Source organism: Bifidobacterium cebidarum (assembly GCF_009193305.1).
Classification (GTDB): domain Bacteria; phylum Actinomycetota; class Actinomycetes; order Actinomycetales; family Bifidobacteriaceae; genus Bifidobacterium; species Bifidobacterium cebidarum.
Genome location: NZ_WBVS01000008.1, coordinates 73,473 through 98,107, shown reverse-complemented (window position 1 = coordinate 98,107; position 24,635 = coordinate 73,473). Strand labels below are relative to the sequence as shown.

General features: G+C 57.8%; 23 protein-coding genes. 17 read left to right on the top strand and 6 right to left on the bottom strand.

The genetic code is table 11. The annotated features are described in order from the left end of the window. From F7D08_RS08095 to F7D08_RS08085, 3 genes are all read left to right on the top strand, one after another. Nucleotides 1-680 (top strand): sugar nucleotidyltransferase (locus F7D08_RS08095; RefSeq protein ID WP_152210130.1); only part of this gene is annotated, 680 nt, incomplete at its 5' end. Between the two features lie 279 nt (nucleotides 681-959). Further along, complete coding sequence (locus tag F7D08_RS08090; RefSeq protein ID WP_226803442.1) at nucleotides 960-1,301, top strand: nucleotidyltransferase family protein; 342 nt, start codon at nucleotides 960-962, stop codon at nucleotides 1,299-1,301. Next, on the top strand, nucleotides 1,288-1,689 hold the full coding sequence (locus F7D08_RS08085) for an HI0074 family nucleotidyltransferase substrate-binding subunit (protein WP_152210129.1): 402 nt from the start codon (nucleotides 1,288-1,290) through the stop codon (nucleotides 1,687-1,689). Before F7D08_RS08090 ends, F7D08_RS08085 begins: the two co-directional genes overlap by 14 nt. On the opposite strand, the gene F7D08_RS08080 is transcribed toward F7D08_RS08085, so the two are convergent. Both F7D08_RS08080 and F7D08_RS08075 read right to left on the bottom strand, forming a co-directional pair. Further along, nucleotides 1,655-1,888 carry a HipA N-terminal domain-containing protein gene (locus F7D08_RS08080; RefSeq protein ID WP_152210128.1) on the bottom strand — a complete coding sequence of 78 codons (234 nt, stop codon included), beginning with the start codon at nucleotides 1,886-1,888 and terminating at the stop codon, nucleotides 1,655-1,657. The two genes, F7D08_RS08085 and F7D08_RS08080, sit on opposite strands and share 35 nt — an antisense overlap. Beyond that, a complete protein-coding gene (locus tag F7D08_RS08075) occupies nucleotides 1,881-2,384 on the bottom strand; it encodes a helix-turn-helix transcriptional regulator (protein WP_152210127.1) in 504 nt (167 codons plus the stop codon). Before F7D08_RS08075 ends, F7D08_RS08080 begins: the two co-directional genes overlap by 8 nt. A 315-nt stretch (nucleotides 2,385-2,699) precedes the next feature. Between F7D08_RS08075 and F7D08_RS08070 the strand changes: the two genes are divergently transcribed. Further along, a complete protein-coding gene (locus F7D08_RS08070) occupies nucleotides 2,700-3,149 on the top strand; it encodes a hypothetical protein (RefSeq protein ID WP_152210126.1) in 450 nt (149 codons plus the stop codon). 210 nt (nucleotides 3,150-3,359) lie between these two features. Further along, the gene (locus F7D08_RS08065; RefSeq protein WP_152210125.1) at nucleotides 3,360-3,557 is read left to right on the top strand and encodes a hypothetical protein; all 198 of its coding nucleotides are present in this window, start codon (nucleotides 3,360-3,362) and stop codon (nucleotides 3,555-3,557) included. Between the two features lie 157 nt (nucleotides 3,558-3,714). Here F7D08_RS08065 and F7D08_RS08060 read toward each other — a convergent pair whose 3' ends face one another. Further along, on the bottom strand, nucleotides 3,715-5,100 hold the full coding sequence (locus F7D08_RS08060; protein WP_152210124.1) for a hypothetical protein: 1,386 nt from the start codon (nucleotides 5,098-5,100) through the stop codon (nucleotides 3,715-3,717). Nucleotides 5,101-5,444: 344 nt separating this feature from the next. Here F7D08_RS08060 and F7D08_RS08055 point away from each other — a divergent pair, with 344 nt between their 5' ends. Next, on the top strand, nucleotides 5,445-5,903 hold the full coding sequence (locus F7D08_RS08055; protein ID WP_152210123.1) for a hypothetical protein: 459 nt from the start codon (nucleotides 5,445-5,447) through the stop codon (nucleotides 5,901-5,903). Nucleotides 5,904-5,987: 84 nt separating this feature from the next. On the opposite strand, the gene F7D08_RS08050 is transcribed toward F7D08_RS08055, so the two are convergent. The 3 genes from F7D08_RS08050 to trxA form a co-directional block, all read right to left on the bottom strand. Then, nucleotides 5,988-7,397 carry a polysaccharide biosynthesis tyrosine autokinase gene (locus F7D08_RS08050; RefSeq protein WP_152210122.1) on the bottom strand — a complete coding sequence of 470 codons (1,410 nt, stop codon included), beginning with the start codon at nucleotides 7,395-7,397 and terminating at the stop codon, nucleotides 5,988-5,990. 125 nt (nucleotides 7,398-7,522) lie between these two features. Next, a complete protein-coding gene (locus tag F7D08_RS08045; RefSeq protein ID WP_152210121.1) occupies nucleotides 7,523-8,542 on the bottom strand; it encodes a G5 domain-containing protein in 1,020 nt (339 codons plus the stop codon). A 244-nt stretch (nucleotides 8,543-8,786) separates the two neighbouring features. Continuing rightward, nucleotides 8,787-9,158 (bottom strand): thioredoxin, encoded by a 372-nt coding sequence (gene trxA / locus F7D08_RS08040; protein WP_152210120.1) that lies wholly within the window; start codon nucleotides 9,156-9,158, stop codon nucleotides 8,787-8,789. Nucleotides 9,159-9,336: 178 nt separating this feature from the next. Here trxA and F7D08_RS08035 point away from each other — a divergent pair, with 178 nt between their 5' ends. The 11 genes from F7D08_RS08035 to F7D08_RS07980 all read left to right on the top strand — a co-directional run bounded on the left by F7D08_RS08035 (nucleotide 9,337) and on the right by F7D08_RS07980 (nucleotide 24,424). Further along, nucleotides 9,337-9,969 (top strand): NUDIX hydrolase family protein, encoded by a 633-nt coding sequence (locus tag F7D08_RS08035; protein ID WP_152210119.1) that lies wholly within the window; start codon nucleotides 9,337-9,339, stop codon nucleotides 9,967-9,969. A 94-nt stretch (nucleotides 9,970-10,063) separates the two neighbouring features. Continuing rightward, entirely contained in the window at nucleotides 10,064-10,912 is an 849-nt protein-coding gene (locus tag F7D08_RS08030; RefSeq protein ID WP_152210118.1) for an alpha/beta fold hydrolase, read from the top strand. Between the two features lie 35 nt (nucleotides 10,913-10,947). Continuing rightward, a complete protein-coding gene (nudC, locus tag F7D08_RS08025) occupies nucleotides 10,948-12,213 on the top strand; it encodes an NAD(+) diphosphatase (protein WP_152210117.1) in 1,266 nt (421 codons plus the stop codon). 219 nt (nucleotides 12,214-12,432) lie between these two features. Continuing rightward, complete coding sequence (locus F7D08_RS08020) at nucleotides 12,433-14,124, top strand: DUF4012 domain-containing protein (RefSeq protein WP_226803439.1); 1,692 nt, start codon at nucleotides 12,433-12,435, stop codon at nucleotides 14,122-14,124. A 17-nt stretch (nucleotides 14,125-14,141) separates the two neighbouring features. Then, complete coding sequence (gcvH, locus tag F7D08_RS08015; RefSeq protein ID WP_152210115.1) at nucleotides 14,142-14,552, top strand: glycine cleavage system protein GcvH; 411 nt, start codon at nucleotides 14,142-14,144, stop codon at nucleotides 14,550-14,552. A 209-nt stretch (nucleotides 14,553-14,761) separates the two neighbouring features. Continuing rightward, nucleotides 14,762-15,934, top strand: a complete 1,173-nt coding sequence (locus tag F7D08_RS08010) for an App1 family protein (protein WP_404979667.1) — start codon at nucleotides 14,762-14,764, stop codon at nucleotides 15,932-15,934. Between the two features lie 36 nt (nucleotides 15,935-15,970). Beyond that, nucleotides 15,971-18,481 carry a S9 family peptidase gene (locus F7D08_RS08005; RefSeq protein WP_152210113.1) on the top strand — a complete coding sequence of 837 codons (2,511 nt, stop codon included), beginning with the start codon at nucleotides 15,971-15,973 and terminating at the stop codon, nucleotides 18,479-18,481. 128 nt (nucleotides 18,482-18,609) lie between these two features. After that, on the top strand, nucleotides 18,610-19,641 hold the full coding sequence (locus F7D08_RS08000; RefSeq protein WP_152210112.1) for a 3-isopropylmalate dehydrogenase: 1,032 nt from the start codon (nucleotides 18,610-18,612) through the stop codon (nucleotides 19,639-19,641). 260 nt (nucleotides 19,642-19,901) lie between these two features. After that, nucleotides 19,902-21,128: a lipoate--protein ligase family protein gene (locus F7D08_RS09845; protein WP_226803441.1), complete on the top strand. Its 1,227-nt coding sequence runs from the start codon at nucleotides 19,902-19,904 to the stop codon at nucleotides 21,126-21,128. 157 nt (nucleotides 21,129-21,285) lie between these two features. After that, nucleotides 21,286-22,005, top strand: coding sequence for a Crp/Fnr family transcriptional regulator (locus F7D08_RS07985; RefSeq protein ID WP_152210138.1), 720 nt, complete (start codon nucleotides 21,286-21,288; stop codon nucleotides 22,003-22,005). A 148-nt stretch (nucleotides 22,006-22,153) separates the two neighbouring features. Next, nucleotides 22,154-24,424 carry a transglycosylase domain-containing protein gene (locus F7D08_RS07980; RefSeq protein ID WP_152210111.1) on the top strand — a complete coding sequence of 757 codons (2,271 nt, stop codon included), beginning with the start codon at nucleotides 22,154-22,156 and terminating at the stop codon, nucleotides 24,422-24,424. The last annotated feature ends 211 nt before the right edge of the window (nucleotides 24,425-24,635 follow it).

The following is a 24,635-nucleotide window of genomic DNA, read 5'->3' as shown; positions in this document are numbered from 1 at the left end:
TCAGTTATAAGGTGCAGCCCAGTCCGGACGGCCTGGCCCAGGCGTTCATCCTCGGCGAGGAGTTCATCGCCGGCGAGCCCTGCGCCCTCGTGCTCGGCGACAACATCTTCTACGGCAACGGCCTCGGAGCGGCTTTGCGTAAGGCCGTCGCCAAGGCGGAGAACGGCGAGGGTGCTTCCGTGTTCGGCTATTATGTCGATGATCCGGAGCGTTACGGCGTGGTGGAGTTCGACGAGAACAAGAAGGCCGTCTCCATCGAGGAGAAGCCCGCCCAGCCGAAGTCGCACTATGCGGTGACGGGGCTGTATTTCTATGATGAGCGTGTCACCGAGTTCGCCAAGCAGGTCAGGCCCTCCGCCCGTGGCGAGCTGGAGATTACCGACTTGAACAAGATGTACCTCGAGGACGGCTCCCTCAACGTGCGTACGCTTGGCCGTGGTTACGCCTGGCTGGACACCGGCACGATGGACTCCTTGTACGAAGCGGGTGAGTTCGTGCGCACCGTGCAACGCGCCCAGGGCCTGCCCATCGCCATCGTGGAGGAGATCGCATACGAGAACGGCTGGATCAGCAAGGACGAGCTCTTGGAGTCCGCCGAGCGTTACGGCAAGAGTCCCTACGGCAAGCACCTCAAAGACGTCGCCGACGGCAAAGTAGTGCTCATCCCCAACGAATATTGATTCTCAGTGGGTATGTGTATGAGGCCTATGTAAGGCGCGCATAAGACAGTGGGGCGGCGGAACTTCAACGGTTCCGCCGCCCCACTGTCTTATGGCCTTACGGACCTTACGCTGTATGTTCGGTAATGTTTATGGGGGGAGTGCCCAAGATCTTGTGCACTACCAATAATGTCGCCATGTTTAACTATGTCACGATTAAGGTAATCACGAAATGGTTAATCGGTTGCATTCGAGTTTGGACTGTCGATAGGTGCTCAATCATGCCGAATCGGTCGTATGATGGCGATAACGGCAAGTCATATCGCGAGTCATATGTGGTCTGGAGGCGTAATGAGGGTTCCCATTGAGGATGTATATGCCCAGATCCGTCTGTTCGCTGCGGAATTTAACGCGCGCAAGGTATTGCTGTTTGGCTCGCGCGCAAAAGGTACCAATCGGCCGAAAAGCGACATCGACCTTGCCGTGGCTGGGTGTTCCGATTTCGACGGATTGGAAAGGCATCTTCAGGATGATCTTTGGTCGTTGCTGAAAGTGGATGTGATTAACTTAGACGCACCCATTTCCGAATCCCTGAGAGAGCAGATCAAGAGCGAAGGCAAGATACTCTATGAAAAAGTATGAGAATTATGCATCCGCATTGCGTTCGTTACAGCAGGCGCCATCGCAGGACTTGAGTAACGAATTCATCCAAAGCGGCATTATCGATAAGTTCGAGCTGCAATTCGAACTGGGATGGAAGCTATTCAAAACACTGCTGGCTTATGAGGGGGATCCCGTTTCCGCTTCCGGGTCTCCTAGGGATGTGATTAAGACGGCATTCCAGTACTACGATTTCATGGATGAAACTCTGTGGCTCCGTATGCTGCGCGACCGCAATGATTCCGCGCATATCTACGACGAGGAGCGAGCCAGGCACCTTGTAGACACTGTAATTACTGACTATATTCCCGAGTTTGAGCGTGTGCAGCAAGGTCTCATCGCGCGCTACGATGCAAGATTAGACGAGTAAAGCACAGAATGCCATCAATGTAGGCTTCAACGGGCAAACCTTTCCATGGCTGTGCACGCCTGGGCATGGACAGCGAAAGCTGAGCGTTGCTTGGGCTTGTTAGGTCATAGGTAAAAGAGTGCTTGCCTGTGGCGTCTTCCTCGAGTACGCCGATGGGAATTCCTTCCAGGAGGACGGTAAGCGCTTTGACTTTAGTCATGGGTGGCTTCCTCGCTTTCCTTGCTGTCGGTGTTCAGGGCGTCATCGGGGAGTACTTTGGATTCACTAGATAACGAAAAATCGTTTAGCGAGCTAAGATATTTCGACGCCGATGCAAGTATTTGCGGTTGCAGTCCGGGCATGTTCGATTGCACGACCTTCTGAAGAGCGTCAAGTGCATCAGTTGATAATGCAAGACTGTGGGCTAATGATGGTGCTACTTCCTGATTTGCTGACGATTCATTTCCTGCGGAATCTTCCTCGGCTTTGGGAACGTCATAAGAGACTGTAAAAGTAACCTCGAGCACGCGACACATCAGGAGTATTCGGCTGAAGCTGGCGTTCATGATTTTGCCTTGCTCGAATTGATTGATCCAAGGGCGGGTGAGCCCGGTCAGCTCGGCGAGTTCAGCTTGAGTGAGACCTTTGACGATGCGCGCATCTCGCAGACTTGTTGATATCTGGCGCATAGAACGGATGCTGCTGGAGATACGCATAAATTCCTTTTGTTTGGATTATCTAACATTGTCTTCTTTGTTAGAAAATCATAACATAAGTATCGGTAAAAATGTTAGATAAAACTTACATTATGTGAAATGTTAGATAAAGCTAACATTTTTGCATACGAGGCAGTGCCGGATGCCGGTTGGTGGGTAGGTGGCAATGCGGTAATTAGGCGGCTTGACGTATATCTGTCGATATACGCTTGAGACTCATCGACCTATGATGCTGGGTGAACGGTGTAATGGGGGAGAAGTGCCCGTATGCCGCGGATGCCATATAAGCGGAAACCGTTGGAATAGTGCGGGGTGATGAGAGTGCGTAAGAAGAAGATTATTGCGGCAATAGCCGTGGCAGCTGGTGTATTCGGATTTGCGGGAGCGCTTCCAACAAGCGCATTCGCGGACACCACCATTGACATTGAAGGCCAGACCAACATCAGCGGCACGGTACCGGAAGATGTGAGCAACGCCCTGAACCATATTCATCAGACGAACGGTCAGATCAAGCAAGACCTTGACACTGCGAAGCAGCATGCGGAAGATCTGCATCAGCAGGCGCATGATGATGCGAATGACATCCGCCAGCACAACGAACAGGCTTGGCAGGATGCGCAGCAGACGCACGATGATATCAAGGGTGCTGTTGATCATGCGCATGATCGTTTGCAGGACACGCATGACACGTTGCATCAGGATGCTCAGAATACACAGAAGCATCTTGACCAGATTCATCAGAATATCAAGAACGACCATGATTAGCTCAAGCAAGACCATGAGGATTTTCTGTCTTCCCTGCAGAAGTGGAATAACGATATTCTGGGAGTACTCTCCGGCAATTCGAAGAACGACAATAGCTCCTCGAACAGTGGAAACAATAGCGATTCGGGCAATGGCTCCACGGACAAGAACGATGCGTCTCATGGCAAGACCGATCAGCCGAAGAGCGATGGTGCAACAGGCAACAACACGGTGAAGCAAACCGCCGCAAATGACGGCAATGACAGCAATGGCGGCGCCACGACCAACGCCACTGCACAGCCGACCGGTGTGCTCGCCTCCACTGGCGTGAGCACGGCTGTGCTATTGGCCGCGATTGCAGGCTTATGCGCGATGGCTTATGGAGTGAAGGTTTTTGCGCAGTATAAGCGTGAGACGCAAGGGAAGTAAGTAGTAAATAAGCGTCTAGATAGTAGTGTGCCGGTGCCATTGATATGTGAATGGCACCGGCACACTACTATTCTTGCTGAAGTTGCTCCCCCTCAGTCAGCTGTGCTGGCAGCTCCCCTCGGAGAGAGGAGCCAAGTTTTTTGCGATGCTCCATATTTCAGGACTCCGGATCTGTCTGAGGAGTTGTCTGAGGAGTTGTCTGAGGAGTTGTAGTGCTTTCTTGTTTGGTTTCCTCATCGCCGCTGGTGTCTGTAGTGGTGGAGTCAGGGATGGACGTTGTATCAGTTGTACTACGTCGCTGAGCATACTGCTGCTGCGCGGCCACGGCAGCGGAGTAGTTGGCCATGGAGGTGTTGACCTCCTGCGTGGCGGTATCCAGTGCGGTTACCGCATCCTGCATGGCTTGGGTGTCGCTGGCCTGCTGTTCAAGGACGGTGTTGGCGTTATTGATGGCGGCTTCCAGATCGATGCGCGTCTGGTTGTTCTCAACAAGACCCCAGCTGTTCGTCAACAGTGTCTGTGCCTCAGCGACCTTGTCCTGCAACGTCTGCTGCACATTGGCCACGTCCTTGGCGCTCTTGCTGGTATTGACGGCTTGCACGGCATCGGTAATGGTCTTGGTATCGCTCTTCGCGGTCTTGGTCTGATCCTTGGCGTTTTGCGTAAACTGCTGCAATTGCTGCGTGGACGCTGAAGACTCGCATTCGATGGTCTGCGCAGTCTTCACTGCGGCAATAGCTTTGGCTAGTGCATCCACAGTGGAAGCATCGGCAACTTGATCGGCGGTGATTGCCTGAGCGCCCTTCGCGTCAGTCAACGCCTTGGACAAGGCTTTCTGCGCGGTAGCGTAATCGCTGACCGCAGCAGTGCACTGAGTCAACGCGCTCTGATGCAGGCGTTGCGTTTCCTGATCATCCTGCTGCGCGCGCCACCATAAGCCGCCTGCAACGGCAGCGCCGGAAGCCACTATTGCGGCGACTACGGCAGTGGCGATGACCTTCGACTTATTTCCGCGCTTGGTCGTGGCATGTTCGGCGGTTGCTGATGGCTTTGGCGCTTCAACAGGTGTCGGTTTCTGCTCGATGGCGCTGAAATCGATGTCCAAATCATCGGTTCCGCGAGCGGAGGTGGTGTTGGGTGTCGATGGGACCGGAGCGAACAAGGGAGGAACTGCCTGCGGCTTGTCAGCGGCGTTGTCAGGCTTGCCGGGGACTTCGGCGACATTAGTCGCGTTGGCCGCTCCGCCATGGTTGTTTCCCGTCGCTGGGAAATTCGGCGCATCAATGGGCTGGGCGTTGTTTGCCGGTGTTGCGGTTCCGGTGGAGGGCCATTGAAGAATATCGTCAAAGCTTGGTGCCGTGAAAGAACCCGGTTCCTGCTTGAGCTTGGATGCTGCATCGTCGCCTGATGGAGTGGCAGTAATGGGCTTGGCGTTCTCATCAAAAGAAATAGGCGGGATATCCCAGAAGGTATCAACGATGTCCCTGGGCGCCGTATCCTTTGGGGTGTCGGCATTCAACTCAGGATGTTCCTCTGAACCCATGTCTCTTCTCGTTTCTTACGATGGCTTACTCACAATATTCCAGAATGTCAGTCTATTCAGCGATAAGCCCCGGACAAAGGATATGGGATAACATACTAGATTTCTTTACCAATGGCGAAAGATCGGTGGGGAATATGGGCACGATATTCCAGTTAAGACCAGAACGGCTTTGTCGATACGTTTTGGTGAGCGCTTAATACAGTGGAAAATCATTAATAAATTAGTAAAAATAGGTCAATAATTACGTTAGTAATTACATGAATTATAGGTTACAATAAAAGCGATATTTATTACGATGTTTTGCCTTCAATATGTCAAAACATTGCACGTTTATAGGAGGAATAATGGCGTCACTGATTCAGGGTTTTGAAGAGATTAATTTGACCAAGCCGGTTGGCAAAACGGTAATGACCATTACCGCATCGGCCGTGAAGTTCAATAAGGCTACCGCTGCCGAACTCGGGTACCCGGCCTATGTGAAAATCCTCATTAATGAGAAGACCAAGCAGGTTGCCGTGACTCCTACCACGGCCAAGGCTACGAATGCATTGAAGTTCAGCAAGTCCGAAGACAAGCAGACCTCTTCGGTCAGCATCAAGGATGCAGTGCTGGTAGCCGCACTGCTTGAGCACTTCACCTTGGCGGAAGCCCCGGAAGGCGAAATCGCCTATCAGTCGGTGAAGGGTGCGGTCTACCCGGAAGACAAGACGGTGATCTTCAATATTGAAGATGCTGTGGCCGGCACTATGAAGCGTCGTGGTCGTAAGAAGGCCGCCGAGGCTGAGACCGAAGCAGCTGAGTGATTATTCCGATTGCCTAGAGACAGCTTCAAATAGGAAACCCCGCGCATATTATTGCGCGGGGTTTCCTATTTGAATTTCTAATACTTACTTATGCTTCTTGCCCTTGCGGGAATTGCGCTTCTCGCCATTCTCGTAATAGTAATAGTAGTAATTCTTGGAATGAATCTTCTTCGGATCGGCGAAGTTGAAGATGTAGCCCAGCACCGGAACCTCAGCGGTCTTCAATGCGGTGGCCGTGCCTTCCAGCTCCTTCTTCTCCACAACACCCTTACCGGTGACCAGCACCAGACCGCCGGCCATGCGACCGAACACGATGGCGTCGCTGGCCACGGAGAGCGGAGCGGTATCGATGATCACGTAGTTGTACTGGGTCAGGGCCTGTTCAACCAGCTCGCGCATAATATCGGAGTTCAGCAGGATGCTGGCATTGGCCGGGCGCTTGCCGGCAGGCAGGATGTGCAGATTCGCCTTCCAATACTTCTGGATGACATCGGCCGGAGAAGCCTGGCGGGACAGCACATGAGACAGGCCCACATGGCCTTCGATGCCGAACTTGTGGGCCACGGAGGGGTGGCGAAGATCGGCATCGATGAGCAGCACGCTCTTGCCTTCTTCCGCCAGAGCCGCAGCCACGTTGGAGGAAACCGTGGTCTTACCTTCGGACGGGTCGGTGGAAGTGATGACCAGCAGTCGGCCGTGGCCTTCCGTGGCGGTGGTGGTGAGGAAGGAAAGATTCGTGCGGATACGGCGGAACTCTTCGGTCTCGCTGCCGGCAGGCTGAGCCACTACGACCGGACGGCTGTCATCCAACATGGCCGAGGACGGTACGGTGCCAAGGGAGGAAGCGTGCAGCGCCTCGCGCACATCCTCGGTGGTATCCACCTTGGTGTTGAGAATATCCTTGAGCAGGGCGACGCCCACGGCGACGATCACGCCGAGCACCAGGCCGGCGGCCAGATACAGCGGGATGTTCGGGGAGCTCTGGCTGGTCGGCACCTGAGCCTTCTGTACCACGGTGAGCTTGATCGGAGACTTGCCAGTGCTGTTGTACAAATCAGAGGAAATCTGCTTGGCCAAATTGCGGGAGACGCTGTTGGCGATGTCCGCCGCCTGCTGCGGGTCGCCGACCTCAGCGGAGATATCCACCATAAACGTGTTGGTCGGATTGGTGGCGGTGACCACTTGCGCAAGATCGGCGGTGGTCATATCCAGGCCGAGCTCGCTGATAACCGGCTGAAGCACGGATTCGGTCTTCACCAGTTCCGGATACGTCTTGATCTGGGTGTTCAGATAGTTGGTGCCGGAACTCATATCGTTGGTGCTCTGGGTTTCGCCGGACTGGCCGGTGTATGTGGCGAACACCTCAGCGGTGGCCGTGTACTTCGGCGGCATGATGAAGGTAACGGCTGCAACGGCGGCGAAAACCACTACGAAGGAGATGATCGCGGCCACGATATGCTTGCGAAGAATCTGCAGCAAATCAGCGATGGTCAATGTTCTTCCCTAACTCTTTGGAAAATCTCACAGATGGATTCAAATCTAGCACTGCCCGAGGAACTCTGCGTCGATAAGAAGACCCCGCATATCAGCGGGGTCTTAGAAGGTGAAACCTGCAGCTATCAGTAGCTCTTGTACTGCTGCCAATGGCTGTAGGCCGCGGCGATGGAGCCGTAACGGCTATTGCAGTAGCTGATGAACCATTTGAATTGGGTCTGGTAGTTGGTGGCCCAATCGGCGCCGGCGGAAGCCATCTTGCTTCCGGGCAGGGCCTGTGGCAAGCCGTATGCCCCGGACGGGTTGGCGGCAGTGGGGCTCCAGCCGGATTCATGGTTGATGATGAAGTTGGCTGCGGTGAAGTCGCTTTCGGAGTAGCCGTTGGAAAGCAGGTAATCGTGGGCCCAGGTCTGCATCTCGCCCACCGGCACGGTGGTGCCGAGGTTGGAGGAAGAGGAGCCGGACGAAGAAGACGAGCTGGAGGCGGTGGAACCGGTGCCCACCAGGATCACTTTATCCACAGGGGCTTTCTTGACCCAGGACGTGAATACGTTGGAGGAAACCACCTTGCCGCCTGCGCGAGTGACCAGGGAGGTGGTCTCCATCACACCGTTCTGGCCCTCGGTCTCCACCTTTTCGGTGCCCTTGGGCAGGTCCGAGGTTTCCTTGCGGACTTCGTTGAACGGAATATCCGTATCATTGGTCTCCACGTCGGCGCCGGCGCGTTCGATGGTGATCACCGTGGACTCGGTCACCTTGCTGGTGAGCGATGGGCTCACGGCGTCCGCCGGATCAAGGGTGATATTGCCGGTGTCCAACACGGCCTTCACGGTCTTCATCTCGCTCTTCTCGCCAAGCACCACGCGGGAATCGCCATTGATCTTCACGGTGACGTAAGTGGTGTTCTTATCGGCTGCATTGAGGGCGCCGCGGGTTTCGGAACGGGAGGCCGCCGAATCCGTGGCGGAAAACGCGGTGATATGGGTGGAGGGTTGGACGGTGTCCGACTGGTAGAAGTTGCGGGACAGGAACCCGGCACCGGCGATAAGACCACCAGCGGTGATTACTGCACCGATCTTGGCCCACTGACGTTTGCTTAGGCTCAGGGACTTCAGCGGGGAGGTCTTCTTCGCGTGTCTCGTCATTACGCTCCTTGGATTGATTTGCAGCTCATTGCACTGCGGATGCCGTTCTTACCTGTCACTTTATGAACCACATAAATCGTGCAGATTACATAACGTTGAGCTGCACACACTGCCCTACATCATAGGCGGAGCACTGGATGAAACGCAAAAGCCGACCCTGCGCTGAGCGGCAAGAGTCGGCATATGTAGTGGTTGCGCCAGTGCAAGTCCACTGAATATAGTGATGGGACTGTTCGGCCGGGTATCACTCAGCGGACTGGGCCGCAGCCTGGGCCTTGGCGGCGGCAAGGTCGAGCGCCTTGGCCTGGCCGATTAGATCATCCAGATCGGCAGCCTGCAAGGCGCCGGCCTGCTGGAAGATCACTTCGCCCTGCTTGGCGATCATCAGCGTAGGCACCGCCTGAATGCCGGCGGCCTGGGCGAGATCCTGATTCGCGTCGATATCAACCTTCACAAAGGCGATGTCCTTGTTTTCCGGCTTGTCGGAAGCCGCTTCGAAGATCGGGCCGAATGCGCGGCACGGTCCGCACCAGGTGGCCCAGAAGTCCACGAAGACGATCTCGTTGTCGGTGATGGTCTTCTCGAAATCCGCTGAAGTGATGGCCTTGGTCGCCATGTGTGCCTCCTTGTAATGAGCGATGGTACAAATGCTTATTTACCTGCCCACCAGCTTGTCAGCACCACCCAACATTTGCCGTGTTTTGCGCCCCAAGCCAAACATCCGTCCATAATGTTTGCCCATATTTCGCTGGAAGGTGAAGGAAACCCGGTCGCCGCGCGCGATAATGGGAGACATGCCAGTCATGAATGATGAAGTGCCCAGCGAGGGCGACTTTGACGCCAACCGCAACCGTGGCGAATTCGACAACATCACCCCCGAGGACTTCATCCACGGAGGTGGCTCAGGCCATGGCAATCCTCCGGGGTGGCTGGGGCCTGCGGACATCAACCGTGCCCGCCACCAAATGCCCATCGCCTATGTGGAGATCGTGCCGGTGCGCACCGACGACATGGGCCGTATCGCACAGGTCGGCTCGTTGTTGCGCGTCTCCGACGACGGCTCGATCGAACGCACGGTGATCACCGGCCGCGTGCTGTTCCATGAGACCCTACGCGAGGCGATTGCCCGCAATGTGGCCAAGGACCTGGGTGATATCGCGCTGCCGCTGCTGCCGGCATCGCTGCAGCCGTTCACCGTTGCCGAATTCTTCCCGACCCCGGGCCTGAGCGAATACTACGACCCGCGTCAGCATGCGATCGCACTGTGCTATGTGGTGGCCATCGCTGGCGACTGCAAGCCGCAGGATGAGACGCTCGACGTGGAATGGGTCGATCCGAAGAGCGACATGATGGATAAATTCGTCGACCAGATGGTCAATGGCCACGGACGCATCGTGCGCCAGGCGCTCGCCTGGGCCGGTGTGTGACCGATTTATGCCCGGGCGGGCGAGCCTGGGTCTGGTGCCGCCGGGTTCCGAGCGGCGTGCATAACGCCATAGATAAAGGGAAGTGTTACATCAAATGGCAATCGAATTAGCAAATCATATCTATCGTGACGGCGAAGGCGTGCCGGTGGTGCTGATGAACGCCTACCCGGTGGACCACCGCATGTGGGATGTCTGCGCCAAAGCGCTCGCTGACCTCTCGTACCTGAACGACGTGCCGCCGTTCCCGATTTGGGCGCCGGATATGGCCGGGTCCGGTGACTCCCCGGTACCAAGCGCCGCCGATTCCGGCCCGCAGCTGGCCAACGGCGCCTATACCGAGGCGCTCGACCGTCTGGCGGACGTCTACGTGGACTTGGTGAAGTCCGCCGGTTACCGCCAAGCCATTTGGGTCGGTCTTTCCATGGGCGGCTATGTGGCGATGGATATCCAGCGCCGCCATCCGGAAACCGTGGCCGGATTGGCCCTGTGCGACACGATGGCCGCATCCGACGCCACTGGCGGTGAGGGGCGTCTCGCCATGGCCGACGCCGCGGAACAGGCCAACTCGGTGGAGCCGGTGATGCATTTCGCCAAACCGTCCGAAGGGGATTCCACCGTGAAGAAAACCCCGGAATTCATCGCAACCATGACGCGCTGGATTGAAGAACAGGACCCGGCCGGCCTGGCATGGCGCCAGCGCATGACATACGGCCGCCCGGACATGGGCGCCGTGCCGGAAACGATCAGTGCGCCCACCGTCGTGGTCTCCGGCGAACTCGACCCCACCAGCAACCCCAGTGTGATGAAGCCGCTGGCCGCGCGCATCGCCGGCGCAGAATTCGTGGACATCCCCGATTGCGGGCACTTCAGCGCCGTGGAACATCCGGAAACCGTTGCTCGTGCGCTGCTTTCGCTTGTCCGCCGAGTGCAGGCGGCCCAGTGAAGCTTGATACAAAGGCTCGATACATAAGGACTTCAATGGCTGCAGATATTCATTTCTCCCCGCTCGCGCTTACGCGGGCATTGCCCTTCCTGCCGCTCGCACAAGGCGACATCGACTATCAGGTGGATCGTCGCAGCGAACCGGGCCTGATCGACGAACTGCTGCAAGATCCCAATACCAAGGTGATTCTCACCCGCGGCGGGCATATCGCCGTGCCGCGAGGCCAAGGCGATCTCGTGGACTATGAAAACGTTAAAATGAGACTCGCCACCTTGCCTGGCGGCTATGTCGCCGCCGAGCTCAAGCGTTACCCGCAGGCCGTGGCCATGTTTCTCGGCTCGTACGGCGGCGCCCGCGGCGAATCGGTGGTCGCGGTAGACATCTCCCGCGTCCCCGAAGTCGGCAGTGCCGCGGCCAATGCAGCCGGTGCGGCCCATGCCCAAGCACCCGCACCCTCCGTGGGATTTGCCGGTTGTGAAATGCCGCCTGCCGCCGCGGCCGGCAAGTCCGGCGCAATCACCGGCGTACTCGGCACCCAGGATTACGGCACGGTGGATGGTGCGCTTAGCGTACCGGATTCCGCAGGGCAGGGAGCGGACGATGCGTTTGACGAATCCGTCGATTCGCAGGGAGACAAGAAGCCCGAACCCAAGCCGACGTTGCTGCAGCAGGCAGTCACACGATTCGACTGGGTCGATCTGCGTGGGTTCGCGCCGCATGCCAATGCGCGCGAAGCCGGGCAGGCCACCAGCGCCATCACCTTGAGCATCTGGCATTCCCGCCAGCGGTTCTGCCCGACCTGCGGCGCTCCGGTGGCAACCGCGCTCGCCGGCTGGGCGCAGCGTTGCTCCAATGCGGCGGACGGCAATCGCATCCTGTTCCCGCGCGTCGAGCCTGCGGTGATCACCGCCATCGTCGATGGGCAGGACCGCTTGCTGTTACAGCACAATGCAGCCTGGAAGGACGAGCGACTGTATTCGGTGTCCGCGGGATTCGTGGAGGCAGGGGAGAACCTCGAACATGCCGCCCGCCGCGAAGCCATGGAGGAAACCGGCATCAAACTGGGTGAAGTGCGCTACCTCGGCTCGCAGCCATGGCCATTCCCCGCATCATTGATGATGGCGTTCAAAGCGCACGCCATCACCACGGATGTGCATGTGGACGGCGAGGAAACCGTGACCGCACGCTGGGTGACGCGCGACGAATACACCGCCGAGTTGATTTCCGGGCGCATGGTTGCCCCTGGGCGTGCCACCATCGCACGATACATGATTGAGGAGTGGCTTGGTCGCGAGCTGTAAAAGCATGGCCTTAATATGTTCCTCTTGTTAAGAAGTGCCGTCTAGGAGCCAGGGATCGGGAAACACTGGTTCATACTGGGCCTAGTATTTTTGTCACGTGCAATAGACGTCAATAGACTGATAAGCCGCAGCGGAATGTAAGGAGATAGGCGTATGCCTTCGCATGCTCGAGTGATTCAGAAAAAAAGCCATGTAGTACGGAATATCTGTTTGATAATTGTGGCACTGCTGCTTGTGGCGGCCGGTGCCGCCGGCATTTTCGGATTCCAGTTCTATCAGTCGGCTATGCGTGCGAAAACGCATCTCAACAATGTGATCAGCCAGGCCAAGGTCATCAGCAGTGGCTCGACCGACGACATGGTCAAATCGCTCAGCGATGTGAGCTATATCCAGCAGGAGACGGCAGCCGCCAAGCAGGAAGTCAGCGGTCCATTGTGGGGATTCGCCGAGAAACTGCCGCAGGTGAGCGGCGATGTGACGACCGTGCGCACCACCATTGATACGTTGGATGATTTCGCTCAGACCACATTGCCTGCGCTCAGCGAGACGGTGACCGGACTGTCCGATGCCAATCTATCCAGTGGCGATGGCCAGCTCAACATGGAGCCCATCATCGCGGCCGCCAGGCAGATGTCCGCCGTGAACGAATCGATGCAGAAGCAGGCGAAGACCATACAGTCGCTTCCGGAGCCGAAGATCCCCATGGTGAAGAACGCTCTCGACCAGGGGCGCGACAAGATGACCACAATGGCCCAGGCCACCGAAAGCCTTTCCGGTCTGCTGAATATGATGCCGAATTTCCTGGGCGCCAACGGTGCACGCAATTATGTGCTGTTGGCCCAGACCAATTCTGAGATCCGTGGCGCTGGAGGCCTGGTGGGCTCCGCCGGCTCGGTCAGCGCGGACAATGGGAAAATTACTGTAGGCACGTTCCATGCGGATGGGGAATATCCCACTAATGTTGCGGTGGCAGACGCCAATGAGCAGGGTGACGGCACGTTGTACAACGGCCTGTACTTAGGCCAATACGTGCACAACGTGAGCTCCACCCCGGACTTCCCGCGTGTGGCCACCATGGCGCAGAAGTTCTGGAAGGCGGCATCCTTCGGCGGCGATTCCGATGGTGTGATGTCGCTTGACCCGGTGGCCTTGCAGGCGCTGATTGGAGCCACCGGCGACGTGACCCTTTCCGATGGCAGGGTCTTGAACGGTAGCAATACCGCGGAATTCCTGCTGAGCACGGTGTATAAGGATCTTGCGGTCTCCGAGCAGGATAGGTATTTCAGCGAGACGGCGGCGCAGACGGTGGACCATTTGTTCAGCGATATGAACACGCAGAAGCTCATGACCGTGGCGAAAACCATGATGACCATGGCACAGCAGCGCCATCTCTACTTCTGGTCGTTCCATGACGAGGATCTGGCGGCATTGCGTAGCGCTGGGTTGACCGGTGAAATCACCAATGATGCCCAGAACCCGGTGACGGGCGTGTATCTCAATCAGATGCAGGCCTCGAAGATGGATTGGTACATCAAACGTAATTCCACGGTGAAGAAGACCGGAGACAACACGTACCACGTGTCATACACGCTCACCAATACGCTCAAGGCTTCGCAAGCGGCTTCCCTGCCCGAATATGTGACCGCGAATGCCAAGAATGGCGTGGCTCTGGACCGCGTGATGCTTTATACGCCAGCGGGCGGAGAAATATCCAACATCGCTTCGTCGAATGGTTCGAAGTTCACCGCGGTACAGGCACCTAATCATATGGCCTATATGGCGGATATCTCCATGGCGCCTGAAACCTCGGTCACCGTGGAATACGACGTCACCACCACCCAGGGGGCGGCGAACCTGAAACTGGACCAGACCCCGACCACGGGCGATCCGGCGATCACCTATCAGTACTGATTGTTAGGCTGTCCATTATGAATGAAAACGACGAAACCGAACAGCCGCTGAACCTCGACATTCCCGAGCACCTCGAATACTCCGACGAGCACGTGTGGGTGGATCGTTCGGATGACGATCTCGCCATTCTGGGTATCACCGAATTTGCCGCCGACCAGCTCGGCGAACTGGTGTTCGTGGACCTTCCCGAACCCGGCTCCCGCGTGGAGGCCGGCGACGAGATCGTGGAGCTCGAATCCTCCAAGGCCGTGCAGCCCATGATCAGCCCGGTGGCCGGCACGGTGAAGTATGTGAACCGCGATGTTGCGGACGATCCGTCCGTCATCAACGGTGATCCGTACGGCGAAGGCTGGATTCTGAAGGTCGAACTTGACGATGACGAACCTGACCTGCTCACCGCAGAGGAATACGCCAAAGTCATTCGCTGACGATTGCGTTGTCTGCTATGAGTCCGCTCTTAGCGGGCTCATAGCATGCATGGCCTATAGTGGGGTGCATGAGAAGCCCACGCGAGGATTTTGAGGCCGCAAGCAAGCATTTGGAGGCGTTGCATCTACTGCGCCACGCCAGCGGATCCGCTGGCCCTGGTGAGGCTGCTCCCGAATCTGCGGTTGCGGAAGGCGCGTCAACGGACGACATGCCAACCGTGCCGATTCCGGCGCGCAAGGCGGTCACCACATTCGATGCTGCTTCCAAACGTGAACGGCTTGAATTCAAGCCTCCGCTGGTTCGTTTCACGCGACGCGCGATCACCAATACCTTTGGCATATGGTCGCGTATCTCCGCGGCTATCGCGCGGCAGCTGGGCTGGTTCCCCCGCGTCGAACCGTACGTCGGCTACGGCACAGGCGACTACTCGCGCCTGATCTGCCGCACGGTCTATGCGCCTGAGCACGGGCAGCCTGGCGAACTCACCCGAGGCATTCGCGGCATGCTTACCATACCGGCACCGCGCACGCATGTGCAGGCGAGCATCGACGATACGCCGCTGAACACCGTGCAGGTGGGAGCTTCCGAAGTCTACGACAAAGTGGATCGCACGCGAGATCGGAGCGGGGAATACGCGATTTCCGATTCCTCCGGCTACCTTGACCTTGTGGCGGAGCATCGACTTGCCCCTGGCATCCATCGCGTCTCCTACAGTGTGGAGAATCGCAAGCCGGTGAGTGCGAATCTGTATACGATTCCCTCCAGCGCCAAGGTCGGCATCATCTCCGACGTGGACGACACCATCATGATCACCCAGGCTCCGGTGTTGTGGAAGGCCGCATACAACCTGCTGTTCCTGAATCCGAAGAAAAAAGCCTCCGTGCCGGGCATGAGCGTGCTGTTCGCCCGCATCTCCGACCTGTTCCCGGACGCCCCGTTCTTCTACCTTTCCACCTCGCCGTGGAATGTGGAAAGTTCGATTCGCAACTTCATCACCGACCATGGATTCCCCGAGGGGCCGCTGCTGTTGCGCGACCTCGACCCACGTCCGAAGACCTTCGTGCCTACCGGCCCGCAGCATAAACTGGAGTTCGCCGAACAGCTGATGGCCGACTTTCCGGACATGAAGTTCATTCTCGTGGGCGATGACGGCCAGAAGGACCCCACGACCTATGCCACCATCGTCAAACGGTATCCAGGCCGCGTGCTGGCCATCGCCATCCGCCAGCTGAGCCCTAAGGAAAGCCCCGGTCTGGCGTCGGTGGCGGGCCTTACCTCCACACAGCCCATGCCGGTCACCGAAGTTCCGGTGTTCACCGGCACCACAGGCGCGAATCTGCTCAAAACCATGCTGCCGTACCTGCGTGAGCACGCGAAGTAGCGGTAAGTCCCTTACCGGCGCGTACAATCGCGTGATATGACTGATACGACCGAGCAGAGCGTTGCAATGAAGCCGCCCGTGGCCAAGCGGGAACCGAAGCGCCGTGAATTCCACGGTGATGTGTTTATCGATAACTACGAATGGATGCGCAACAAGGAATCCGCCGAAGTGCAGGATTATGTTGCGGCACAGAACAAATATTGCGAAGCGCGCATGGCGCATTTGGCCGGGCTGCGCGGCACGCTGTTCGAAGAACTCAAGGCGCACGTGGAAGAGACGGACATGTCCGTGCCCACGCGCATCAATGATTACTGGTATTTCACCCGCACTCAGCAGGGAAAGCAGTACGGGGTGCAATGCCGCATGCCGGTGCGTGGCGCAGATGATTGGGACCCGCCCGTGGTCGACCCGCAGGGTGCCCCTGGTTCCATGATCGGCGAACAAGTGGTGTTCGACGCCAACGCGGAATCCGAAGGGCACGACTTTTTCCGCTTGGGTGGTTTGGACTTAAGCCATGATGGCCGCTGGATGCTCTACGGCGTGGATGTAACCGGTGACGAACGGTATGATTTCCGCATCCGAGATCTCGATGCCACGCTCGAGCAGGGGCGGCCTGTGGAACTGCCGGAACTGTTCAAAGGCATCGGCGGCGCATGCTTCACGCCGGACGGTCAGTGGGTGTTCTGGACTGAAGTCGATGACTCATGGCGTCCATGCGCTATCTGGCGTCACCATGTGGGCACGCCGGTCGAATCGGACGTCTGCGTGTATCGCGAGGCCGACGAGCGCTTCTGGGTGGGCGCGGGCATCAGCTTCGACGAGCGCAGCATCGTGATCGGCACCGGTTCGAAAACCACCACCGAGGTGCTGATGTTGCCGGTGTCCACGCCGGAAGGCGAGTTCCAGGCGTTCATCCCTCGCAAGGACGGCGTGGAATACGATGTGAGCTTCGCCTGTTTCGAAGGCGCGGGCGACCATGGCGAGGACGTGCCGTTGGCCGTGGTCTATCACAACGCCAACAATCCGAATTTCGAAATCGACGTGGTCGATATGCGCGCACACAAACCGCCATATCGCCTAGGCGAAGGCGTATGCGTGGCCGCAGGCTCACCATACGGCTGCGAACACGGTGAACCTGACCGTCCAATCACCGAGGCGTACTTCAATCCGGCCAATCCGACCATCCTGCAAGGCGCGCATGGCCTCGGCATCGAAGGCATCGCGTTGCATAAGCATTTCGTGGCGTTGAGCTACCGAGCCGATGGTCAGTCTCATGTGGCGTACACCACCAAGCAGGCCGCTGCCGCTGATTTTCTCGCCGGACGACCTTGGCGATTCATTGAATTGCTGCCGCCGCCGCTTGAGAATGATTGGGATATGGTCGCCGCCGATCGTGCGGACAGCACCGGCGACCATGGCGAACGACTGTGGACCGAGGACGGCGTAGAGGTTGACGCCGATGGTACATCGCCTGCGGTTCTGCAGAATCTTCCGCAAAGTCTTCCGCAAGATCACACCTCATCATTCGATGGCGCGAGCGATGACCATCTGCCGGGCGAGACCCGGCGCCTGTACAGCATCGGCACCGGCGGCAACCCCTCGTACGAGGCGCCGCGTATGCGCTACTCCTTCTCCAGCTACACGCGTCCAGGCGAGTTGCACGAGATAGACCCGGCGACCGGAGTCGATACGCTGCTCAAACGAGGCAAGGTGCTCGGTGATTTCGACCCGCGCGACTATATGGAGCGTCGCGTATGGATTACCGCGCGCGACGGCGAGCGGATTCCGGTGTCGCTGGTGTGGCGCCGCGACTTTCCGGCGCAGGATTCGCCGATGTTCATCACCGGGTATGGGGCGTATGAGATTGCCTCGGATCCCGGCTTCTCCGTGGCCCGTCTGAGCATGCTCGATCGCGGCGTGCTGTACGCGGTGCCGCATATTCGTGGCGGCGGCGAAATGGGGCGCGCCTGGTATGAGCAGGGGCGCAGGCTCAACAAGAAGCATTCGTTCGAGGACTTCGTGGATGCCACGCGCGCATTGCAGGCTGCGCATCTGGCCGATCCTCGGCGCACTGTGGCCAACGGCGGTTCCGCGGGCGGCCTGTTGATGGGCGCGGTGGCCAATATGGCGCCGGAGTGTTTCGCCGGCATCGAGGCGGACGTGCCGTTCGTGGACGCGCTGACTTCGATTCTGGATCCGGATCTGCCGCTGACCGTCACCGAATGGGATGAATGGGGCGACCCGCTGCACGATGCCGGCGTGTACGAGTACATGAAGTCGTACACGCCATATGAAAATGCGCCGGAAGCCTCGGATGATGCCGTCTGCTTCCCTCGCATCTTCATCACCACATCGATGAACGATACCCGCGTGCTCTACGTCGAACCGCTCAAATGGCTGGCCCGATTGCAGGCGGCCGGTGTGGATGCCGTGGCGAAGATCGAGGTGGAGGCCGGTCATGGCGGCCGGTCCGGGCGATACAAGCAGTGGGAGGAAGTCTCCTACGAGAACGCTTGGTGCCTGGCCGTCATGCACATCACGCGCTAAGCGTGACTTGCGCGATCGTGCGCGATTGCGCTCGATGGTGTGCAATATGGCATGCGGGGTCCATTGATGTGTCCACGTGCTGAGCGGAAGATAACCGGCACGTGGGCACGCGAGTAGGCTCCCATGGCATGGCAAAGACATACAAGATCGCCGTCATTCCCGGAGACGGCATTGGCAAGGAAGTCACCCCTTGGGCACAGAAGGCCTTGGAAAAAGCCGCCGAAGGCGTGGCTGACTTCGAATACGAGCATTTCGATCTCGGCGCTGAGCGCTATCTGCGCGATGGTGCCATTCTTCCCGAAGAGGAAGAGGAACGCATCAAGGCCAACGACGCCATTCTGCTCGGTGCCGTGGGCGACCCGCGCATCAAGGCCGGCATCCTCGAACGCGGCCTGCTGCTGAAGCTCCGTTTCGACCTCGACCAGTACGTGAACCTGCGCCCTTCCAAGCTTTACAAGGGTGTCACTTCGCCGCTGGCCAACCCTGGCGACATCGACTTCGTGGTAGTGCGTGAAGGCACTGAAGGTCTCTACTGCGGTGCAGGCGGTGCCGTGCGTCGCGGCACCCCGAACGAGGTGGCCACTGAGGTCTCCATTAACACCGCCTACGGTGTGGAGCGTGTGGTGCGTTACGCCTTCAAGCTCGCCATGAAGCGCAAGAAGCATGTGACGCTCGTACACAAGAAGAACGTGCTGGTCAACGCTGGCGACATGTGGCAGCGCATCGTGAACAAGGTCGCCGAGGAATACCCTGAGGTATCCCACGACTATCTGCACATCGACGCCACCACCATCTTCCTGGTTTCCGACCCGTCCCGTTTCGACGTGATTCTGACTGATAACCTCTTCGGCGACATCATCACTGATGAGGCCGGTGCCGTGGTCGGCGGTGTGGGATACTCCGCCTCCGGCTGCATCAACGCCTCCGACGAATATCCATCCATGTTTGAGCCGATTCATGGTTCCGCTCCGGACATCGCCGGCCAGAACAAGGCCAACCCGACCGCCGCCATCCTCTCCGCCGCCATGCTGCTTGAACATCTCGGCTTCGACGATGCGGCCAAGAGGATTCACAAGGCCGTCGAGGCGGATATCGAGGAGCTTGGCTCCACCGTTCGCTCCACCGACCAGGTTGGTCAGGATATTCTCAACCGTATGTGAGATATGCGGGGCATATCCACGCCTTGACTGTAGGTTTTTGGACATCGGCTGTAGGAATTCCAACGTCGGCTGTAGGCTTTTGAACACTGACTGTAGGTTTTTGAACGTTTTCCGTTGAAAAACCTACAGTTTTTGTGTAATTTCCGACAGTCAGTGTTGAATTTCCGACAGTTGATGTTCAAAAACCTACAGTCAAAGAGGGTATGGGCACGTGAACGCGATGGCGCCTTGCTATGGTGGGGGGCGTGAGCGGAGCGAGAATGAGACGAGGGGAATACAAGACGCCGGGCGGCAAGCTGGTCGCGGTAAACGTGACGCTTGATGTGGACGGGACGGTGCGGTCCTGTCGGCTTGACGGCGACTTCTTCGTGAACGCGCCGGATGACGAAACTGCGGAGCAGTATCTGCGCGCCATAACCAGGGCCTTGGTCGCTGATCAGCCGTTGCGGTCGGCAATCGATGCATATCCGGATTGCCGGCTGATTGGTACCGATGCCGCAGCGATAGCAACCGCTTATTCCCGGGCCGTTTGCGAGGGAGATGGCGGAGCCGGCGATACGGGCACCGAGTCAGGCCCCATATATAAGGGATCGATTGCCGATTCCGAGATGGTGGATGCCGAGCAGCTCCGTACGGCTGCGTCTGGCGGCAGCGCGCAAGGCGCCGCGGCGCAGGAGCGTGCCGGTGACTATGCCGAACGATGGGAGCGGCTCAAACGCAATCTGATCGTGCTCCATGATCATCCGCGCACGCCTGCCGAACAGATGCGGATTGATGAATCCTGGGCGCGCGAGGTGGCGGAAGGCAAGCGTCCGCCGACACTACGCATCTGGGAATGGGCCGGGCCGGCGGTGGTGATTGGCCGATTCCAGTCAGCGCCGGACGAAGTGAACCTTGATGTGGCACAGCGACTCGGATTCGATGTGGTGCGCCGATGCACCGGCGGCGGTGCCATGTTCATCGAGCCGGGCAATACAATTACCTATTCGCTCTATGCGACATTGGAATTCGTGCAAGGCGTCGGCATCGAGGAATCCTATAAACTCTGCGACTGGTGGCTGGTGGAAGCGCTTCGCGAACTCGGACTGGATGTGCGTTTCGCGGGGCTCAATGACATCGCCTCGCAATACGGCAAGATTGGGGGAGCGGCGCAGCGGCGCTTCCCTGTGAGCCGGACAGCGCATGGCAGGAGCGCGAATGACGCAGACGGTTATGACAGGGAAGAGAGCGATAGCCGAGGCGGTTGCGAGGCAAAAGGGCGCGGCGTGGAAGGCTACGGTGGCACGGCTTTGGGCTCGGTTCTGCATCATGCGACCATGGCGTACGACATCGACGCCGCCAAGATGGGGCAGGTACTCAATACCAGCCGTGAGAAGTTATCCGACAAAGCCGTGAAATCGGCGCAGAAACGCGTTGATCCGCTGAAAAGCCAGACAGGATTGAGCCGGGAATCAATCGTCGACCATATGTTGCAATGGCTGGCATAAGCAGCCAATGAAGAGACCGGCTGCGAGGAGATGCGAGCCATGGCGCAGGCAGCGAATACGACTTATTGTGAACGCGAACAAAATCCTGACGGAATGTGTGAGGCGCGTTACAATATGACGAGTGGCCGACGCCGGCTATGAGCATAAGGACGGTGCGATGAGTGTGGATACTCCAAACATGTTTTCCGATGAGGAGAACATTCTGCTGCAGACTGCGCTGTTCAAGCAGGTCTCACCAGCTGAGGCAGAGGAGCTGATTCCGCATCTCAAACGAGCCGTGTTCGATAAGGGCGACCATATTTTCTCCGAAGGCGACACCGATCAACGCATGTATCTGCTTGAGCGGGGGCGCGTCAAACTGATTCGTACTTCCGCGGATGATCGCGTGCAGCTGCTTTCCATCCATGCTCCCGGTGAAGTGCTTGGCGAGATTCCGGTGTTTGATCCGCATGGCGGGCCACGCACCGCCTCGGCCGTGGCCATGGGCAACGGCACCCGAGTGGTGTGGCTGGAGCACGATGCGCTGTTCTCCTGGCTGGACGAGCACCCGCGTGTGGCCATCGACATGCTGCAGGTGATGGCCAATCGTCAGCGTGCCAACAATGAGCGCATCTCCGATTTGGTGTTCATGGATGTGCCCGCCCGTCTTGCCAAAACGCTGCTGAACTTGGGATCTCGCTTCGGCGAGCCGGTGGAGCAGGGGCTCAAGGTGCCGCATGACCTGACGCAGGAGGAACTGGCCCAGCTGGTGGGTTCCAGCCGTGAGACCGTGAACAAGGCGCTGATGGACTTCTCGAACCGTGGATGGATTGCACGCGATGGCCGCTCGATCGTCATCTTCCAGCCAGGTATGCTGATCCGGCGTTCGCGGCGATAGCCGGCGGTCGATGGCTGCCGGCTGACGATGCGCATTCGGGCCATGCGCATTCGGCCATTGTCCAGCAAACTTTACGCTAGTGCGATTCTTGTGATGATTGGCTGTGGTAACGGACTCGTCACTGGATTGGTACGCCGGGCCATTTAGAATGGGGCCCATGCCCAAAAAGAAGTCCTTGACAGTTCGTCGTGTGCTTGTTCTCCTACTGGCCTACATCATGCTCGCCGTATCAGGCGGCGTAGTGGCCAGCGTATTGTTCGTGCCCGGTGTGATCGGCGCGAACCAGGCCGCCAAGGCCGTTATCCCCTCGCTGAAGGTGGAGAACGTGGACTTCGACGTGACTAATTTGCCGCAGAAGTCGACTATGTATGCGAACGATGGCACCACCGTTATCGCCACGTTCTATAACCAGAACCGTATCGTGGTTCCGCTGAAGAAGATTTCCAAAGCCATGCAGCAGGCCGTGGTGGCGCGAGAGGATCGCCGCTTCTGGAGCCATGCCGGTGTGGATGTGCAGGGCGTGATGCGTGCGTTCGTGCAGACCTACTTGGTGCACGGCTCACAGCAGGGTGGTTCGTCCCTGACCCAGCAGTACGTCAAGAATGTGCTGCTGATGCAGGCGATCGAAGATGACGATTCCATCGCCCAGTACCATGCCACCGAAGATACCGTGGCCCGTAAGATTCGTGAGATGCTCATCGCCGTGCAGATGGAGAAGAAGTACTCCAAGGCCGAGATTCTGCAGGGATACCTCAACATCGCCCAGTTCGGCACCAACCTCTATGGTGTGGAAACCGCGGCACAGCGCTACTTCAGCGTCTCCGCCTCTGAGCTGACGCCGATTCAGGCCGCTACGATCGCCGCCATCACCAAGAATCCGAACAAGTATGATCCGCTGATCGAGGCCAATCAGGAGGAAAGCCAGAAGCAGCGCAACATTGTGTTGGATCTGATGGCTCAAGAAAAATATATTTCCCAGGACGAAGCCAAAAAGGCCAAGGCCACTCCGCTGAAAGATACCTTGAAGGTGCAGGCCGTGAACGTGGGCTGCCAGGATACCGGTGATTACGCGTTCTTCTGCGATTATGTGGTGCATCGCATCCAGAACTCCGAAGAGTTCGGCAAGACCCAGGCCGATCGCTACAAGCTTCTGCAGGAAGGCGGCTTGAAGATTGTGACCACACTCGACCTGGATGCGAACTCCATGCTGATGGAAACCGCGCGTGGCACGATTCCGCCGGACGATTCCAGTGGCATGGAAATCGCCATGGCGGCAGTCAAACCAGGCACTGGCGAAGTGCTGGGCTTCGGTTTGAACCGTTATTATGATGCTACGCCTGCGGCCGCCAATGATGAGACCAAGACCAGTCAGAATTATGCCGTTGATCTTGCGGATGGCGGCGGCTCCGGCTGGACTATCGGATCTTCGTGGAAGCCGATCAATCTGATTGCCTGGATGGAGGCAGGTCATTCCATCAACGACAATCTGCAGACGACGACGAGCTATCCGACCACCGATTTTGCGTGCGACCGTTACACGGGCGGCGCTGATTCATGGAAGGTCCAGAACGCGTTCGGCGGCACGACGAACCCTGAAAGCCCGTTCCTCGGCCTGGTTCGATCCCACAACACCACGCAGGCTTCCATGGGCTCCATCATGAAGCTGTGCAAGGTGGCGGATACGGCTACCGAGCTCGGTTATCATGATGCGAAAACCGGCGAGACGATTGATAAGACCTCATCGTTCACCCCGTCCATGATGATTGGTTCCGTCAACGTCTCCCCGCTGACCATGGCATCCATCTTCGCCGTGTACGCCTCCAATGGCGTGCAGTGCAACCCGATTGCCATTTCCAAGGTGACCGATGGCGATGGCCATGATCTGAAGGTGCCTTCCGCCAACTGCCATCAGGCTGTTGATAAGGACATCATCCAGACGCTTGCATACACCTTGAACCAAGGTGTGACAAGAGCCGATGGTGCAGGTGGGTCATTCAAGCTGAACAATGGACGAAAGTCCTTCGGTAAGACTGGTACGAGCGAGGATTTGGCCGTGTCTGCCGGCACGTTCATTCCGAACCAGATCGCGACGTTCGCAGTGGTCGGTGATGCTCAGAACCCATACACGCATCGCATTGCGAATATCCGTATCAACGGTGTGTACAACAGCTACTGGGATGGTTCCACCATCGCCGCACCGGCAGCCCGTAATTTCTTGAATGCGTACGCGGACAAGAAACAGTTGCCGATCGACAATGACTATGGTCAGCCTGCGTCGAAGTATACGGCCAGCGGCACCACATTGGGCATTGGCGGACGCGCTTATAGTACGCAGAAGTCCACCACCAATAATTCCAACAATTCCACGAACAACAACCAAAGTGGAAACAGCACGAACCAGAATCAGAGCGGTCAGTGACACCGAGGAGCGCAATCATGAGCGACCATCATCGATTGTGAATCCTTGACTACATAGTTAGCGGGCGTTGCCTTAATGAGGCGGCGCCCGTTTTACAATTGAGCAGGATACATAACAAAATACTGCGGCCGGCCTCTGCGGGTCATGCGTATCCGTTGCAGGGTGCATGCGCAGCATCGGTCGGCCATGGGAAGGGGATCATTGGAGGGGA